We start from the raw sequence: 14,428 nt of genomic DNA on the forward strand, positions 1-14,428 counted from the left end.
CGGGACCCCCTCGCCTCGGCGACGGAGTCCCGTCCGTTCCGTCGTCTCCGGAGCCGCCGCCTCAGCGGGCGGTGGACAGGCGCGCCAGACCCTCGTCGAGGGTGACCGACGGGCTCCACTGCAGATCGGCGCGCGTGCGGCGCTGGTCGAACCAGTGCGCGGTCGAGAGCTGCTCGGCGAGGAAGCGGGTCATCGGCGGCTCATCGGCGCCGGGCCGCACGGCCCACACGCGCTCGACGAGCGAGCCCGCAGCGCGGGCGACGGAGGCGGGGACGGACCAGCGCGGCGGCTCGACGCCCGAGGCGCGGCAGATCCCGGCGAGCAGCTCGGCGACGGGGCGCGGCTCGCCGTTGGTGACGACGTAGGAGCGGCCATGCACCTCCTCCGCCCGCCCGAGAGCGGCGACGATCGCCGAGGCGGCGTTGTCGATGTAGGTGGAGTCGATCAGCGCCTGGCCGTGCCCGAGGAGCGGCAGCCGGCCGGCGCGCGCCCGCTCGACGATGCGGGCGACGAGCTGGGTGTCGCCCGGACCCCAGACCAGGTGCGGGCGCACGGCGACCACCGCGAAGCCGGGGGCGTCGGCAGCGAGGGCCAGCAGCTCGGCGCGGGCCTTGGTGCGCGCGTAGTCGCCGCGGGCGCGGTCCGGATCGGCGGGCTCGGCGTCGTCGCCGGTGATCGAGGAGCCGGAGTGGGCGACGGAAGGCGACGAGATCTGGACGAAGCGGCTCACGCGGGCGCGGGCGGCGGCGGCGAGCAGACGCCGGGTTCCGTCGATGTTCACGCGGTCGAAGTCGCCAGGATCGCCGGCGAGCGAGACCTTCGCGGCGAGGTGCACGACGCCCTCGGCCGCGTCGACCGCCTCCTCGACCGCGCGCGGATCCGCCAGCGAGCCCCGCGCCTCCTCGACGCCCGCGACCCCGGAGGGCCGGCGCTGGAAGGTGCGGACCTCGTGCCCCTGGGCGACGAGGCCCGCGGCCACCGCACCGCCGAGCAGGCCGCTCGCGCCGGTGACCAGGACCCTCACGGCGCCACCATCCGGCCGCCGGCGAGCACGCCCTCGGCCCAGCGCGAGAGCGCGGCCCGGTCGATCTTGGAGTTGTGGCGGATGTCGGTGGGCAGCGCCGGGACGACGAGAACCGCGGCGACGGGCCGGGCGACGGCCGCGCGCACCTCGGCGGCGAGGGCCTCCTCGGCCAGCACCACGCGGCGCGCGCCCGAGCGCAGCTCGACCACGGCGACCAGCTGCGCGACTCCGCGCGGGCCGGCTCCGACGATCGCGGCGCGGGCGACCGAGGCCACGCGCGCCTCGATCCGCTGCTCCGGTCCGACCGGCGTGACCACGCCGTCGGGAGTGACGACGACGTGCGGCATGCGGCCCTCGACCCAGAGGCGGCCGGCGGAGTCGATCCGCCCGACGTCCCCGGTGCGGTGCCAGCGCTCGCCCGGGACGGCGCCGACGCGGGCGGCACGGTCGGTGAGCCAGAGGCGCTCGTAGTGGTCCTCGACGTGACCGGCCGAGACGACGATCTCGCCGGTCGTGCCGGTGATCTCCTCCGGCTCGTCCGTGGCGCGGCCGTCGGCGTCGAGCGGGGCGATCCGCAGCCGGACGCCCGCGGCGGGCACGCCCACGCAGACGCCTCCGCGCGGGTCGTCGTCGGAGGCGGCCTCGCGGATGCCCTCCAGCGACGCGTCGGTGAGCAGCAGCCCCTCGGTCATGCCGTAGGGCGTGCGGGCGGAGGCGTTCGGCATGAGCGCCTGCGCCTCGCCGAGCAGTCCCGCCGAGACGGGGGCGCCGGCCGAGAGGAAGGTGCGCACGCCGGCGAGGGCCCGGTGGTCGTCGGCGTCGAGCGCGCCGGCGGTGGCCACGACGTTGGCCAGTGCGGCCGGCGAGAGGAACAGCACGGTCGCGTCGACCCGGGCGGCGGCCGCGGCGACGGCGGCCGCGGTGAGCGTCCGGGGCGCGGTGACGTCCATGTCCGGAGTGGCGGAGCGCGTGCCCAGCGCGGGACCGAGCAGGGCGAACGGCGCGAAGCCCGCGACGAGGCCGGTGCCCGGTCCGATCCCGTACTGGCGGGCGAGCGCGTCGCGGACGCCGGCGAGCTGCCGGTGCGTGTAGACGACGCCCTTGGCGGGGCCGGTCGAGCCGGAGGTGAACAGGATCGCGGCCACGGCGTCGGCGGCGGGCGCCTCGCCCAGCGCCTCCGGGTCGGCGGCCAGCTCGGCGCGGCCGAGCTCGATCAGCTGCCCGAGCGACGTGTCGACCCCGAGGGCAGAGGCGGAGGCGCGGGGCAGGGTCTGCGTCGAGACCCGGCCGCCGGGCCAGCGGAGGGCCCGCGCGACGGCGAGGCCGGGCAGGGCGCCGACCACCAGATCCGGCCAGGCGCCGCGGACCGCGCGGGTGAGACCGCGCAGGCCCAGGCCCGCGTCGGCGACGACCACGACGGCTCCGATGCGCAGGCACGCGTAGAGCAGCGCCGTCAGGTCGGCACCGGGCGGCACGAGGAGCGAGACGCGGTCGCCCGGGGAGACGCCGGAGGCGCGGAGCCCGGCGGTGAGCTCGCGGACCCGCTGCGAGAGCAGGCGCCACGAGACCGAGCGGGGCCCGCCGCCTCCGGGAGGCGCCATCTCGACCAGGGCGAGCGAGTCGTCCTGCGCGTTGCGGCCGAGGTGCGCCCAGAGCGGCTCGACCGGCGCGGTCGGGCGGCGGACGTCGGGGGCGGGGTCGCCGCCGAACGGCTCCTCGCCGTCGGAGAGGTCGCCCAGCCAGGTGAGGACGGCGGACGAGTAGTCGACGTCCTCGGCCACCAGGTGGCCCGCTCCCTCGTAGCGGTGGACCTGCGCGTGCGGGAGGCGGTCGACGAGGTCGTCGAGGTAGCGGTCGGAGAAGATCGGGTCCAGCGGGCCCCAGAGCATCAGGGCCGGCGTCGTCAGGGCGCTGACGCCCTCGGCGATGCGCTGCAGCTCCGGGTCGCTCGGGTGCGCGGAGTCGACCGGGATGTCGGCGACGAAGCCGCCCACTCCGCCGCGGCGCGAGGCGGACCGGTAGGGCGCGCGGTACCCCTCCTTCACCGCGGAGGGCAGCGCCGGGTGCCCCAGCGCGAGGGTCGTCTCGAGGAAGGCCGGCGTGCCGACCGTCGAGGCGCCGAGCACGCCCGACGCGAGCGCGAGCCGGAGCGGGGCCGGGATCGGCTCGTCGGCGCTCTGGTGGATCGCGGTGTTCAGGAGCATCGTGGCGCGCAGCTGCTCCGGGTGGTCGACCGCCCAGCCCAGCGAGACGACTCCGCCCCAGTCGTGGCCGAGGGTGACCACGTCGTCGAGGCCGAGCACGTCGGTGAGGTCGGAGAGCTCGCGCACGCGATCGGCGAGCGTGTGCAGGGCGCCGGTCCGCTCGGAGAAGCCCATCTCGAGCTGGTCGACAGCGACCACCCGCCAGGCGGGGCCTCCCCGGCGGGCCGACTCGAGCGTGGCGGCCGCGAGGCGGCGCCAGAGGTAGGACCAGGTGGGGTTGCCGTGCACGCAGAGGACGGTGCCGACGGGCTCCGTGCCGAGGGCCTCACCCGTGTCGAGCAGGTGCCAGCGGCGCGGCACGCCCTGGGCGTCCGGAGCGTCGACGAGGCGCGACCACGCGGGATCGAGCCCGTCGAGCCCGGCCGGGGGCAGCTGCGCCGCGGCCGTGGAGCCGAGCGCTCCGCGGATCCGCTCGGCCGGGTGGGGCGCGCTCACCAGGCGATCTCGAGCATCGCGGTGTTGATGCCCGAGCCCACTCCGATGAGCAGCACCCGGTTGCCCGGCTGCAGGGTCTCGGCCTCCTGGGCCAGGGTGATCGGGATCGACGCCGGGCCGACGTTGCCGAGGGTGGGGTAGGTCGTGGGGACGCGGCTGCGGTCGATGCCGACGGCCTTCACCAGGGCGTCGGTGTGCACGTCCGACACCTGATGCGTGATGTAGCGGTCCATCCCGCTCCAGTTCCAGTCGCGGGTGGCCTCCTTCCACGCCGAGAGGACGAGCTCCATGCCGCCCTTGAGCAGCGCCTTCGCGTCCGTGAACATGCCGTCGACGCTGCCGACGCAGAGCTCGTTGAACTGCGTGGCCGCGCGGGTGATGCCGCCGAGGATGCGGTGGCCCTTGGGGTGCTCGTCGGCCGGGCCGAGGACGGCCGCGGCCGCGCCGGAGCCGAGAGTCAGGCTCGCGAACTCGCTCATGAAGTCCTTGCGCTTGACGCCCTCGCGGCTCAGGCGCTCGATGGTGTTGACCTGGATCTCGTCGGCGTCCTCGCCGTCGATGATGAGCGCGTAGCGGATCTGGCCGGAGTCGATCAGCTGTGCGGCGAGGGTCATGCCGTTGACGAAGCCGAGGCACGCGTTCGCGATGTCGAAGTTGATGGCCGACGAGGGCAGGCCGAGCCCGTGGTGCAGGCGCACGGCGACCGAGGGCTCGAGGTGCTTGCGGGTCACCGACGTGTTGATGATCAGGCCGATCTGGTCGGCGCGGACGCCGGCCTCGGCGAGAGCGCGCTTGCCCGCGTCGATCGCCGCCCCGTCGAAGCCCTGCTCGGTGCCCCAGTTGCGGCGCTCGTGCACTCCGGCGACGCGCTGGAGGAGCCCGGTGGGGAGCCGCAGTCGCTTGAGCGCCGGAGCGAGCCGCGCCTCGATCTCGGCCGAGGTGGTCACGCGCGGAGCCAGCGTGGTCGCGACGGACAGCAATGCGACGTTGCGGTGCGTGGTCGTTGCGTTTCCGTCCAACGGAACTCCCTGTCGAGTTGTCGATCCTGGCATGTGCCTCCGTGATTTTACGCTGTCGTTCAGGCTGCGCTTCCTGGACGCCCGCTGGGCGGTCGCGGAACGCGTCCTCGGCGGCCGGGCGGCGGCTCCTCCCCCGGAACGACGGGCGAGGAGCCGCCGAGGCCACACGCGACGCGCGGTGTCAACCCACCCGCCGGGGCGTCAGGTCCCCATCGCCCACGGCTCGCGATCGCCGCGGAGGCGGGCGGCGAGCGCCATCGCCTGCTCGTCGGTCAGGGTCGCGACGTAGTCGACCACACCGCGCCCCCGGCCGAGCCGCTGCAGCGCGGCCGGGTCGGAGGTCGGCCGGCCGCGCTCGTCCGACGGGAGCCAGTCGGGGTGGTCGGCGCGCAGGCGGAAGTAGCCGTCGGTCGCGAGCTCGATCAGGTCGAGCAGCTTCTGCGGAGCCCGCGAGCCGTCGCGCGGATCCTCGAGCCAGGCGTCGAGGTGGGTCACCAGCGTCTCGAGCACCTGCGACTGGCCGCGCTGGTAGGTGGCGAAGTCCGGCCGATCGATCACGAAGCGGGTGTGCACGAACTTCAGCACGGCCACGTCGTGCCAGGCGTCGGGGAGGAGGGAGAGGTGGCCCGAGCGCACGTTCGGCTCGGCGAGCACCACCACGGAGCGCTGCAGACGGCCGATCCAGGAGGAGACGAAGGCCTCGATCGCGCGCTCGGTGCGCGTCGATCCGTCGAAGGGGAGCGCGAGGAGCCCCTCGACCAGCTCGGTCGACACCCGCTCCACGGAGGCGCGGAAGTGCTCGTCGCTCGCGATCCACGGGTCGCGGGCCACGAGCCTCCGGCGGAGCATCTCGAGCGAGTGCCCGGGGGCCCGCGCCCACAGCTCCTCGGCGTCGAGGGCGGCGAGCGCGTTCTGCTCGCGGAGGAACGCGCGGAACTCCACGGCGACGGCCGCCTGCTGCAGCACCCCCGCGCGGTAGAAGTCGTCGAGGTCGTGCAGCGAGTAGGCGATGTCGTCGGCGACGTCCATCACCGAGCACTCGAGGGTCTGCTGCCAGGGGGCGATCGCGGCGAAGCCTGAGCGGGCGTCGAGCAGGTCGTCGAGGTCGAGGGTGTACGCCGAGAACTTCGGCGGCGCGGTCTCCCACCGGCTGGCGGTCGAGCCGCGGGGCAGCTCGGTCGGGTCGGCGGAGTCGATGCCGGGGCGGTGGACCGTCCGCCCCCACGGGTACTTGAGCACGGCGGCTCGGGAGGCGGCGGTGAGGTTCAGCCCCACCTCCACCGTCTCGCAGACGTCGAGCTCGGAGAGGATCCGGAACGACTGCGCGTTGCCCTCGAAGCCCTCCGCGAGCCCCAGCCGCTCGCGCGCGAGGCGGTCGAGCGCCTGCTCGCCGAGGTGGCCGAACGGAGGGTGGCCGAGGTCGTGCGCGCTGGCCGCGGCCTGCACGACCACCGGGTCGCAGCCGCCGAGCCGCTCGACCAGCTCGCGCTGGGCGGGATCGGTGGTGGTCAGCTGCATCGCGATCGCGCGGGCGACCGCGGTGACCTTGATCGAGTGCGTGAGCCGGTTGTGCACGACCTGGCCGACGCCGGAGGGCGAGATGACCTGGGTCACCGCGGAGAGTCGGGCGAAGTAGGGCGAGAAGCGGATCCGCTCCAGGTCGACGCGGTACTCGGGGTACTCCTCGCCGGTGGCGAACCGGTCGACGGGCTCGGGGATGCGCCGGTCGCGGCGGTGGTCGTGCGGGGCCGAGGCCCGCGGGGCCGTCGTCTCGGGGAGTGCCGGCTCGCTCATGGCTTCACCCTAATCAGGGGCGCGGGGGCGGAGGGACCGCGCCGCTCCGGCGGTCGGCGTCGCTCCTCCGCCGAGACACCGCGTCCGCCGGCGAGGCACCGCGGGGACGGCGGCGCCTCGGGGAGCGCACGAACACCTCGGCCGTGGCCCGGGGGCGGGGCCGGCGCCTCGGCGGACGCCGGGACGCCCCGCGGCAGCCCGGCCGACGGGCGAACAGAAGACGGGGGGCGCGGACTCCCGTCAGGCGGACTGCTCGCGCGGAGCGACGGCGAGGTGCACGGCCGCGGCGACGACCGCGCCGAGGACGTAGGCCGCGATGTCGAGCCAGGAGAAGGTGGTGCCGACGACGAGGCGGAGCGGCGCCCACAGCTCGACCAGGCGCGCTGCGACTCCGATCGCCTGCAGCTGCTCCATCGCGATCGACCAGGCCAGCGCGATCCCGGCAGCCGTCACGCCCGGGATGCGCGGCAGGAGCACCGCGATCAGCAGCGCCACCAGCACGACGTAGGCCACTCCGCCGGCGAGGTCGGCGAGCAGCCCCGTGAGCACGAACCGCAGCGCCAGACCCAGGCCGAGCACGGCGACGGCCGCGAGGGCGAAGCGGAGCCGCGCCCTCACCGGGCCCGCTCCTCGAGGGCGCGCTGGAGGCGGTCGAGAGCGAGGAGGAACGTGCGGTCGTCGGCCACGCGCCAGCCGAGAGCGGCCGGGGCGGCGACGACCAGGGGCACGAGGACGGTGCGCGGGCGCCGCCTCGCCGCACGCAGGACGGCGGAGGCGGGCGGCGGCGCGAGGACCGCCAGGACCAGCGCGCGGACCCGGTGGGCACCCGAGGGCGAGGTGCCGACGCCCACCGAGACGATCCGATCCCACTCGGCGATGCGCAGGGCGTCCGCGCGCTCGGCGGCGAGTTCGAGTCCGTCGCGGCCGACGGCCAGCACTGCGGCGGCGGCGGCCGGAGCGGCGGAGGCGGGTGCCGCGATCCGGCGCAGCGCCCGGGCGAGCTCGGGAGTGCGCAGGACGGTGAACCCCTCGGTGACCGCGGCGAGCGCCGCCAGCCGGCGCTGCCGCTCCGGGGCGGCCTGACGGACCCGGGCCCGGACGGCGGCCGGGGCGGGCAGGGGCGCGGCGAGCAGCGCGGTCGGCTCGAACCGCGTGCGCGGGGGCAGCGGGACCGCCGGCGGCGTGCGCGGCGGGGGCTCGCCCCAGTGCGGCGTCGATGCGGGATCCATGCGCCCCTCTCTCCTCGCGCGGCTCCGAGCCGCCCCTGAGATCATCCCTCCTCCGCCCTCCCGCCTTGCCGAGAGGGCTCGGCGGGCTTACCATGGAGTACCCCCCGGGGGTATGCTGAGACCGGCATGACGACCGGACGCCCACCGGGCCGATCGACCGGATCGGACCGGACGCACCACACAGGAGGACCCATGAGCACCAGGATCGACCTCGGCCTGACCGCGAGCGGATCGACGGGAGGGTGCGGCTGCGGCGGAGGCGGCGCCTGCGCGTGCGGCGGCCACGGCGACGCCGGCCGCTCCGATGCCGGCCACGCAGCGCAGGGCTCCCTGTCGGCCGCGTCCGTGCAGAGCTTCGGCGTCGCGGGCATGACCTGCGAGCACTGCGTCCGCAGCGTCACCGAGGAGCTCGCCGCCTACCCCGAGGTCTCGGCGGTCGATGTGTCCCTCGCCCCCGACGGGGTCTCGACCGTCACGGTCGGCTCCTCCCGGCCGCTCGGCCGCGAGGAGATCGCCGCCGCCGTCGCCGACGCGGGCTACCGCCTCGCTCCCCTGAGCTGACGTGGCCGAGACCACCGGCACCCCGCTCGAGCTCGCCATCGGAGGGATGACCTGCGCCTCCTGCGTCGCGCGGGTCGAGAAGCGCCTCGACGCGCTCCCCGGAGTCCACGCGACCGTCAACCTCGCCCTCGAGCGCGCGACGCTGATCCTCCCGCCCGGCACGACTCCGGCCGACGCGATCGCCGCCGTCGAGGCCGCGGGCTACAGCGCGACGGTCCCCTCCACCGGCGAGGCGGCTCCGGCGGAGGAGCAGGAGGAGCAGAGCGACGACGACCGCGAGCGGCGCGCCCTGCGCACGCGGCTCCGCGTCTCCGCGCTGCTCGCCGTGCCGGTGGTCCTGCTCTCGATGATCCCGCCGCTGCAGTTCGCGAACTGGCAGTGGCTGTGCCTCGCCCTCGCCTCACCGGTCGCGGTCTGGGGCGCGCTGCCCTTCCACCGCAACGCCTGGCGGGCGCTGCGGCACGGCTCCACCACCATGGACACCCTGATCAGCCTCGGGGTCAGCGCCTCCTTCGCCTGGTCGGTCTGGGCTCTGTTCCTCGGCGACGCCGGGCGGCCGGGCATGAGCATGCCGTTCGAGCTGCTGGGCAGCCGCTCCGGCCACGACGAGATCTACCTCGAGGTCGCCGCCGCCGTCCCCGTCCTCGTGCTGGCCGGCCGCTACCTGGAGGCGCGGTCGAAGCGCGACGCCGGTGCGGCGCTCCGGGCGCTCCTCCGCCTCGGCGCGAAGGACGCCGTGCGCCTCGCCGCCGACGGACAGGAGGAGCGCGTGCCCGCGTCCTCGCTCGCCGTCGGCGACGTCCTCCGCGTGCGCCCCGGCGAGACCGTCGCCGCCGACGGCACCGTGCTCGAGGGCTCGAGCGCGATCGACGCGAGCATGCTCACCGGCGAGAGCGTGCCGGTCGAGGTCGGCCCCGGCTCGACCGTGACCGGCGGAGTTCTCAACGCCCACGGCCTGCTCACCGTCCGCGTCGACCGCGTCGGCTCCGAGACCACGCTCGCGCGGATGGGCCGTCTCGTCTCGGACGCGCAGGCCGGCAAGGCGCGCGTCCAGCGGCTCGCCGACCGCGTCTCCTCCGTCTTCGTGCCGGTCGTGGTGGTGCTCGCCCTGGCCACCCTCGCCGGCTGGCTGATCGCCGGCGCCGACCTCGCCGCCGCCGTCTCTCCCGCCGTCGCCGTCCTCGTCGTCGCGTGCCCGTGCGCGCTGGGCCTGGCCACCCCGACCGCCGTCCTCGTCGGCACCGGCCGCGGCTCCCAGCTCGGGATCCTCCTCCGCGGGCCGGAGGTGCTCGAGGCCGGGCGCCGGATCGACACGGTCGTGCTCGACAAGACCGGCACGCTCACCACCGGCGCCTTCCAGGTCGTCGAGTCCAGCGACGACGAGAGCCTGCGGATGCTCGCCGCCGTCGAGCGCGGGTCGGAGCATCCGCTCGCCGCAGCGATCGTGGCCGGGGCCGCGCACCTCGACGTCCCCGAGGCGACCGGATTCCGCTCCAGCACCGGGTTCGGCGTGCGCGCCCGGGTCGAGGACCGCCTGGTCGTCGCCGGCCGGCTGCGCTGGCTGGAGGAGCAGTGGGGCTTCGCGCCGGGCGGTCTCGCCGAGCGCGCCGAGCGAGCGACCGCCGAGGGCGGCACCGTCGTCGGCGTCGGCTGGGAGGGGGCGCTGCGCGGCTTCGCGGTCCTCCGCGACGAGCCGAGGCCGGAGGCGTCCCGCACCGTCCGCGCCCTGCGCGAGCGGGGCCTGCGGGTGATGGTGCTGACCGGCGACAACCCGGGGGCGGCGCAGGCCGTCGCCTCGGCCGTCGGCATCGACGAGGTCGTCGCCGAGGTGCTGCCGGAGGAGAAGCTCGCGGTGATCGAGCGCCTCCGTGCGGAGGGCCGCCACGTCGCCTTCGTCGGCGACGGTGTGAACGACGCCGCCGCGCTGGCCGCCGCGGACGTGGGGATCGCGATGGGCTCCGGATCGGACGCGGCGATCGAGGCGAGCGACATCACCCTCGTCGGCGACGACCTCGCCCGGGTGCCCGACGCCCTGCGCCTCGGGCGCCGCACCCTCGCGGTCATCCGGGGCAACCTCTTCTGGGCCTTCGCCTACAACGTGGCCGCGATCCCGCTCGCGATGGCCGGACTCCTGGGGCCGCTCGTGGCCGGCGCCGCGATGGCGTTCTCGAGTGTCTTCGTCGTGCTGAACAGCCTGCGGCTGCGGTCGTTCCGCTGAGTCCCGGCGGGCCGTCCGGAGTTCCCTCGCGGAGCTCTTGACGGCCCGCCCGCAGGTGGCGAGGGTGAGCGCATGAGCCTCTTCATCACCTGCCCGGTCGACGACGTCGAGCGCGCCACCGCCTTCTACACCGCGCTCGGCTGGACCCTGAACGCCGAGATGTCCCGCGAGGACGTCTCCTGCTTCGCGATCGGTCCCGGCACGTCCGTCATGCTCGCGAGCCGCGCGATGTACGAGAGCGTCGGCGCCACCGAGGAGCTGATCGGCGCCCCCGGCACCCCCTCGAAGGTGACCGTCTCGTTCGACCTCGACAGCCGCGCGGCCGTCGACGAGCTCGTCGAGCGGGCCGCCGCCGCGGGCGGCCGGATCGGCGACACCGACGACTACCCCTTCATGTACCAGCGCCAGTTCGACGACCTCGACGGCTACCACTACTCCCCGTTCTGGATGAAGCCGGGCGGCGACGAGGCGGAGTGACGGGGCCGCGCGGACTCACTCCGCGTGCCGCAGGCGGTGCCGCCGGACCGCGGCCCGGTTCGCGCAGCGGACGGAGCAGTACCGCTGCCGGCCGTTCCGCGTCACGTCGACGACGACGTTCCTGCAGTGGTCGCCCGGCGCCCGACCGGCCTCGCACCGCAGGAGGCGGCTCATCCCCCGGGTCGTCAGGTGCAGCGCCGTGCCGACCGCGATGACGGCGTGGAGGACGTGCGCCAGGGACTGGTCCTGGTCGCGGTAGTGCAGGTGCCAGCCCTCGTCGTCGTGGTCGGTCAGGCGCGGATACGCGGCGATCGCGGCCATCTGGCGGTTCAGCGACGTCGCCCGGCCGCTCGGAGTCGGCGCGTCGACCACTTCCAGCCACTCGTCGATCACGTCGCGCGTCCGGGCGTGGTCGTCCGGGCCGGACTCGAAGGCCATCGTCATGCCGTATTCGCGCGTTCGAGCCTCGATGCCCTCGCGGTCGGACGGCCAGTCGTTCGCGAGGGAGGCGGCGAGCAGGACCGCGTACTCGCCGTAAGGGTTGAGCTGCATAAGACCATGACAGCACAGTGGCTCCCATGCGCACCTCCACACCCTCCCCGCACCCCTCCGAGCCGCTCGCCCCCGCCGTCGATCCGCACGAGCACGGCTGGACGACCGAGTCGGCCCACCGGACCAGCGAGGGCGTCGTCGTGTACGTCCGCTGCGCCGGCTGCGGCACGCGGCGCGTGGACGTGCGGACCGGGCACCAGGATCCCCCTGCCGCTCTCAGCCGCATCCTGCCCGCCTCCGACGACCGCTCCCGCCGTGGAGCAGCGAGCGGCCGCGGGAGGATGAGGGCATGATCGCCGACCTGACCCTCCCCTGCGACGCCGGCCCCGGGGAGAGGAGCCTCCTCCTCCGCCGCGCGGTGCTCCACGACCTCCCCGCGATCGTCCGGCTCCTCTCCGACGACCCGATCAGCGCCGGGCGCGGAGACGTCGCCGCCGAGGAGGACGGGGCCGCCTACGAGGCCGCCTTCCGGAGCATCGCGCAGGACCCGGGCAACGATCTCGTGGTCGCGGTGGACGGCGCCGGAGCCGTGGTCGGCACGCTGCAGCTGACCGTGATCCCCGGGATGGCGCGCCGCGGCAGCTCCCGCCTGCTCGTCGAAGCGGTCCGGGTGGCGAGCGCCGAGCGGTCGGCGGGGATCGGCACGGCCCTGATGCGCTGGGTGCTGGACGTCGCTGCGATCGAGCTCCGAACGCCGCTCGTCCAGCTGACCTCGGACGCCGCCCGCACCGACGCCCACCGCTTCTACCTGCGCCTGGGCTTCGTCGACTCGCACGTGGGCTTCAAGCGCCGCGTCGAGCTGCCGGGCTCGTAGCGGCGGTGCGGGCAGCCCGTCCGGACGCCTGATCGGCGTGTCCCCGCAAGCACGACCGGCGCAGGAGGGGACGCCCCGAGCGGAGGCCCGGACGGCACTGCTCGCCTCTCCCCGGCCGACGTGATTGGCTGGCCCGATGAGAACCGAGACCCGCCAGGGCGTCCCCCTCCTGCTCGTCGACGACGACGGAGGCGCGCTCTCGACCCCGGACGACGCGATCGCGCTGATCGGCGAGACCTACGGCGGCGACGTCGAGACGATCGTGGTGCCCGTCGGCCGGCTCGACCCCGAGTTCCTCCGCCTGCGCTCCGGCATCGCCGACGAGTTCGTGCAGAAGTTCGTCTCGTACGGCAAGCGGCTGGTGATCCTCGGCGACGTCAGCGGGCCGGTGGCGGAGTCGAGCGCGCTGCAGGCCTTCGTCGTCGAGTCGAACCGCGGCGACCACCTCTGGTTCGCCGCCGACCTCGAGGCGCTCGACGCCCGCCTCCGCAGCTCCGGGACCGCGAACGAGCCCGGCGCCGACGGCGGAGTGGAGCCGACGCCCGGCCCCGCCCGCTGATGCCCCTGCTCCAGCCCGGCCCCGACGGCTCTCCACCCGAGGTCGACGGTCCGGTCCGCCTCCTCTTGCTCGCCGACACGCACCTCCCGAAGCGGGCGAAGGCCCTCCCGGACGAGGTGTGGCGCGCGGTCGACGAGGCCGACCTGGTCGTGCACGCGGGCGACTGGGTCGACGAGGCGACGCTGGACGCGCTGGAGGAGCGGGCGGCGCTCCTGCTGGCCGTGTGGGGCAACAACGATCCGGAGCCGCTGCGCGCCCGCCTGCCCGAGGTCGCGCGCGCCCGCGTCGCCGGCCTCGACGTCCGCGTGGTGCACGAGACCGGAGCGGCGACCGGCCGCGAGACCCGCGCCGACGCCGCTCATCCGGGTGCCGACGTGCTCGTCTTCGGGCACAGCCACATCCCCTGGGACACCGTCTCCCCGGCGGGTCTCCGCCTGCTCAATCCGGGCTCCCCGACGGATCGGAGGCGCCAGCCGGCCTGCACCTTCCTGACCGCCGTCGCCGACGACGGAGGGCTCCGCGACGTGCACCTGACCGCCCTGCCGCTCCGGGCACGAACCATTCCCGGCGGCGGCGCAAGGGGGTCACAGAGCATTTAGGTCGGCCTAAGCTCACCTGGATGAGCAGCTCACACGACCACCCCGACTCCGCGCACCTGCGCCCGGAGGGTCTCGACGACGCCACCGTGGCGGCGCTCGGGAAGCTCTCGGAGGCGCTCGAGACGGTCGAGCACGCCCGCGGTCTGCTCTACGGCTTCCACCGGCTCACCGGCGCGGCCGACCTCGCTCTGGGCGAGGCCGTCGACGCGCTGCGCGAGGCCGGCCACGCCGCGACCGCCGAGCGGATCGAGGCCGAGCTCGTCGGCCGCAACGTCATCGAGGGGCGCTGGACCTTCCAGATCGTCGAGGACTACGACGACACCTACTACGCCGCGTTCCGGGAGCAGGAGCGCGCCGCGCGCGACGAGCTCGCCGGCGGACGCCGCCACCTCTTCGAGTCCGAGATGAAGGAGGACCGCCGCTCCGGCGGCCGCCGCCACCACGAGTCGCGCCCGGAGGCGGGCTCGTGAACGCCGTCATCCGGATGCACGCCTCGTCGCTGCGGGTCAAGGCGGTCACGCCGGGCCGCGGCGGACGCGGCACGCCTCCCGAGCCCGAGGCGACGATGCGGCGCACCACGCTCAGCATCGACGGCCGCCGCTTCCTCCTCGCCGTCTCCCTCGACACCGAGGAGCTCGAGAAGCGCCTGGTCGAGGCCGTGCGCAACCGCGGCGACATGGTGAGCTTCACGGTCGCCGGCGAGCGGGAGGTCTGCGTGCTGGTCTCCCCGGGCGTCGCGGTCATCCTCGAGCACGAGGACGTCCCGGTCGAGGATCCGGACGCCGAGGACGCGCCGATCCTGTACGACGACGTCGAGTACCTGACCTGATCCGTCGGCGACCGGTCCCGGCCGCCGGTCCGGGCGCGGACTCTCGACTCGGGT

16 protein-coding genes are annotated in these 14,428 nt (G+C 75.4%); 9 read left to right on the top strand and 7 right to left on the bottom strand.

Annotated features, from left to right (window positions below; genetic code table 11):
- Positions 1 to 61: 61 nt before the first annotated feature.
- The 6 genes from C5C44_RS02255 to C5C44_RS16860 all read right to left on the bottom strand — a co-directional run bounded on the left by C5C44_RS02255 (position 62) and on the right by C5C44_RS16860 (position 7,765).
- Entirely contained in the window at positions 62 to 1,024 is a 963-nt protein-coding gene (locus C5C44_RS02255) for an NAD(P)-dependent oxidoreductase (RefSeq protein WP_104335194.1), read from the bottom strand.
- A complete protein-coding gene (locus C5C44_RS02260; protein ID WP_258066625.1) occupies positions 1,021 to 3,723 on the bottom strand; it encodes an alpha/beta fold hydrolase in 2,703 nt (900 codons plus the stop codon). Before C5C44_RS02260 ends, C5C44_RS02255 begins: the two co-directional genes overlap by 4 nt.
- Positions 3,720 to 4,775, bottom strand: coding sequence for a 3-oxoacyl-ACP synthase III (locus C5C44_RS02265; protein WP_104225938.1), 1,056 nt, complete (start codon positions 4,773 to 4,775; stop codon positions 3,720 to 3,722). The genes C5C44_RS02260 and C5C44_RS02265 overlap by 4 nt, the downstream gene beginning before the upstream one ends.
- Before the next feature lie 168 nt (positions 4,776 to 4,943).
- Positions 4,944 to 6,536 (bottom strand): deoxyguanosinetriphosphate triphosphohydrolase family protein, encoded by a 1,593-nt coding sequence (locus tag C5C44_RS02270; RefSeq protein ID WP_104224182.1) that lies wholly within the window; start codon positions 6,534 to 6,536, stop codon positions 4,944 to 4,946.
- A gap of 240 nt (positions 6,537 to 6,776) precedes the next feature.
- A complete protein-coding gene (locus tag C5C44_RS16855) occupies positions 6,777 to 7,154 on the bottom strand; it encodes a DUF2809 domain-containing protein (protein ID WP_181027128.1) in 378 nt (125 codons plus the stop codon).
- On the bottom strand, positions 7,151 to 7,765 hold the full coding sequence (locus C5C44_RS16860; RefSeq protein WP_181126997.1) for a hypothetical protein: 615 nt from the start codon (positions 7,763 to 7,765) through the stop codon (positions 7,151 to 7,153). Before C5C44_RS16860 ends, C5C44_RS16855 begins: the two co-directional genes overlap by 4 nt.
- Before the next feature lie 192 nt (positions 7,766 to 7,957).
- Between C5C44_RS16860 and C5C44_RS17285 the strand changes: the two genes are divergently transcribed.
- The 3 genes from C5C44_RS17285 to C5C44_RS02290 all read left to right on the top strand — a co-directional run bounded on the left by C5C44_RS17285 (position 7,958) and on the right by C5C44_RS02290 (position 11,021).
- Entirely contained in the window at positions 7,958 to 8,326 is a 369-nt protein-coding gene (locus C5C44_RS17285; RefSeq protein WP_104224180.1) for a heavy-metal-associated domain-containing protein, read from the top strand.
- 1 nt (position 8,327) lies between these two features.
- Positions 8,328 to 10,544 (top strand): cation-translocating P-type ATPase, encoded by a 2,217-nt coding sequence (locus C5C44_RS02285; RefSeq protein WP_258066626.1) that lies wholly within the window; start codon positions 8,328 to 8,330, stop codon positions 10,542 to 10,544.
- 72 nt (positions 10,545 to 10,616) lie between these two features.
- Positions 10,617 to 11,021 carry a VOC family protein gene (locus tag C5C44_RS02290; protein ID WP_104261051.1) on the top strand — a complete coding sequence of 135 codons (405 nt, stop codon included), beginning with the start codon at positions 10,617 to 10,619 and terminating at the stop codon, positions 11,019 to 11,021.
- Positions 11,022 to 11,036: 15 nt separating this feature from the next.
- On the opposite strand, the gene C5C44_RS02295 is transcribed toward C5C44_RS02290, so the two are convergent.
- The gene (locus C5C44_RS02295; protein ID WP_104335196.1) at positions 11,037 to 11,573 is read right to left on the bottom strand and encodes a CGNR zinc finger domain-containing protein; all 537 of its coding nucleotides are present in this window, start codon (positions 11,571 to 11,573) and stop codon (positions 11,037 to 11,039) included.
- 26 nt (positions 11,574 to 11,599) lie between these two features.
- Between C5C44_RS02295 and C5C44_RS02300 the strand changes: the two genes are divergently transcribed.
- The 6 genes from C5C44_RS02300 to C5C44_RS02325 all read left to right on the top strand — a co-directional run bounded on the left by C5C44_RS02300 (position 11,600) and on the right by C5C44_RS02325 (position 14,374).
- Positions 11,600 to 11,866: a hypothetical protein gene (locus C5C44_RS02300; protein ID WP_104335197.1), complete on the top strand. Its 267-nt coding sequence runs from the start codon at positions 11,600 to 11,602 to the stop codon at positions 11,864 to 11,866.
- Positions 11,863 to 12,387 carry a GNAT family N-acetyltransferase gene (locus C5C44_RS02305; protein WP_104225943.1) on the top strand — a complete coding sequence of 175 codons (525 nt, stop codon included), beginning with the start codon at positions 11,863 to 11,865 and terminating at the stop codon, positions 12,385 to 12,387. Before C5C44_RS02300 ends, C5C44_RS02305 begins: the two co-directional genes overlap by 4 nt.
- A 136-nt stretch (positions 12,388 to 12,523) precedes the next feature.
- On the top strand, positions 12,524 to 12,946 hold the full coding sequence (locus tag C5C44_RS02310; protein ID WP_104335198.1) for a DUF4180 domain-containing protein: 423 nt from the start codon (positions 12,524 to 12,526) through the stop codon (positions 12,944 to 12,946).
- Positions 12,946 to 13,545, top strand: coding sequence for a metallophosphoesterase (locus C5C44_RS02315; RefSeq protein WP_104317654.1), 600 nt, complete (start codon positions 12,946 to 12,948; stop codon positions 13,543 to 13,545). The genes C5C44_RS02310 and C5C44_RS02315 overlap by 1 nt, the downstream gene beginning before the upstream one ends.
- A 20-nt stretch (positions 13,546 to 13,565) precedes the next feature.
- Entirely contained in the window at positions 13,566 to 14,015 is a 450-nt protein-coding gene (locus C5C44_RS02320) for a hypothetical protein (RefSeq protein WP_104224173.1), read from the top strand.
- Complete coding sequence (locus tag C5C44_RS02325) at positions 14,012 to 14,374, top strand: hypothetical protein (protein WP_104224172.1); 363 nt, start codon at positions 14,012 to 14,014, stop codon at positions 14,372 to 14,374. Before C5C44_RS02320 ends, C5C44_RS02325 begins: the two co-directional genes overlap by 4 nt.
- The last annotated feature ends 54 nt before the right edge of the window (positions 14,375 to 14,428 follow it).

The sequence above is a fragment of the Rathayibacter sp. AY1F6 genome (genome assembly GCF_002932035.1).
Classification (GTDB): Bacteria; Actinomycetota; Actinomycetes; order Actinomycetales; family Microbacteriaceae; genus Rathayibacter.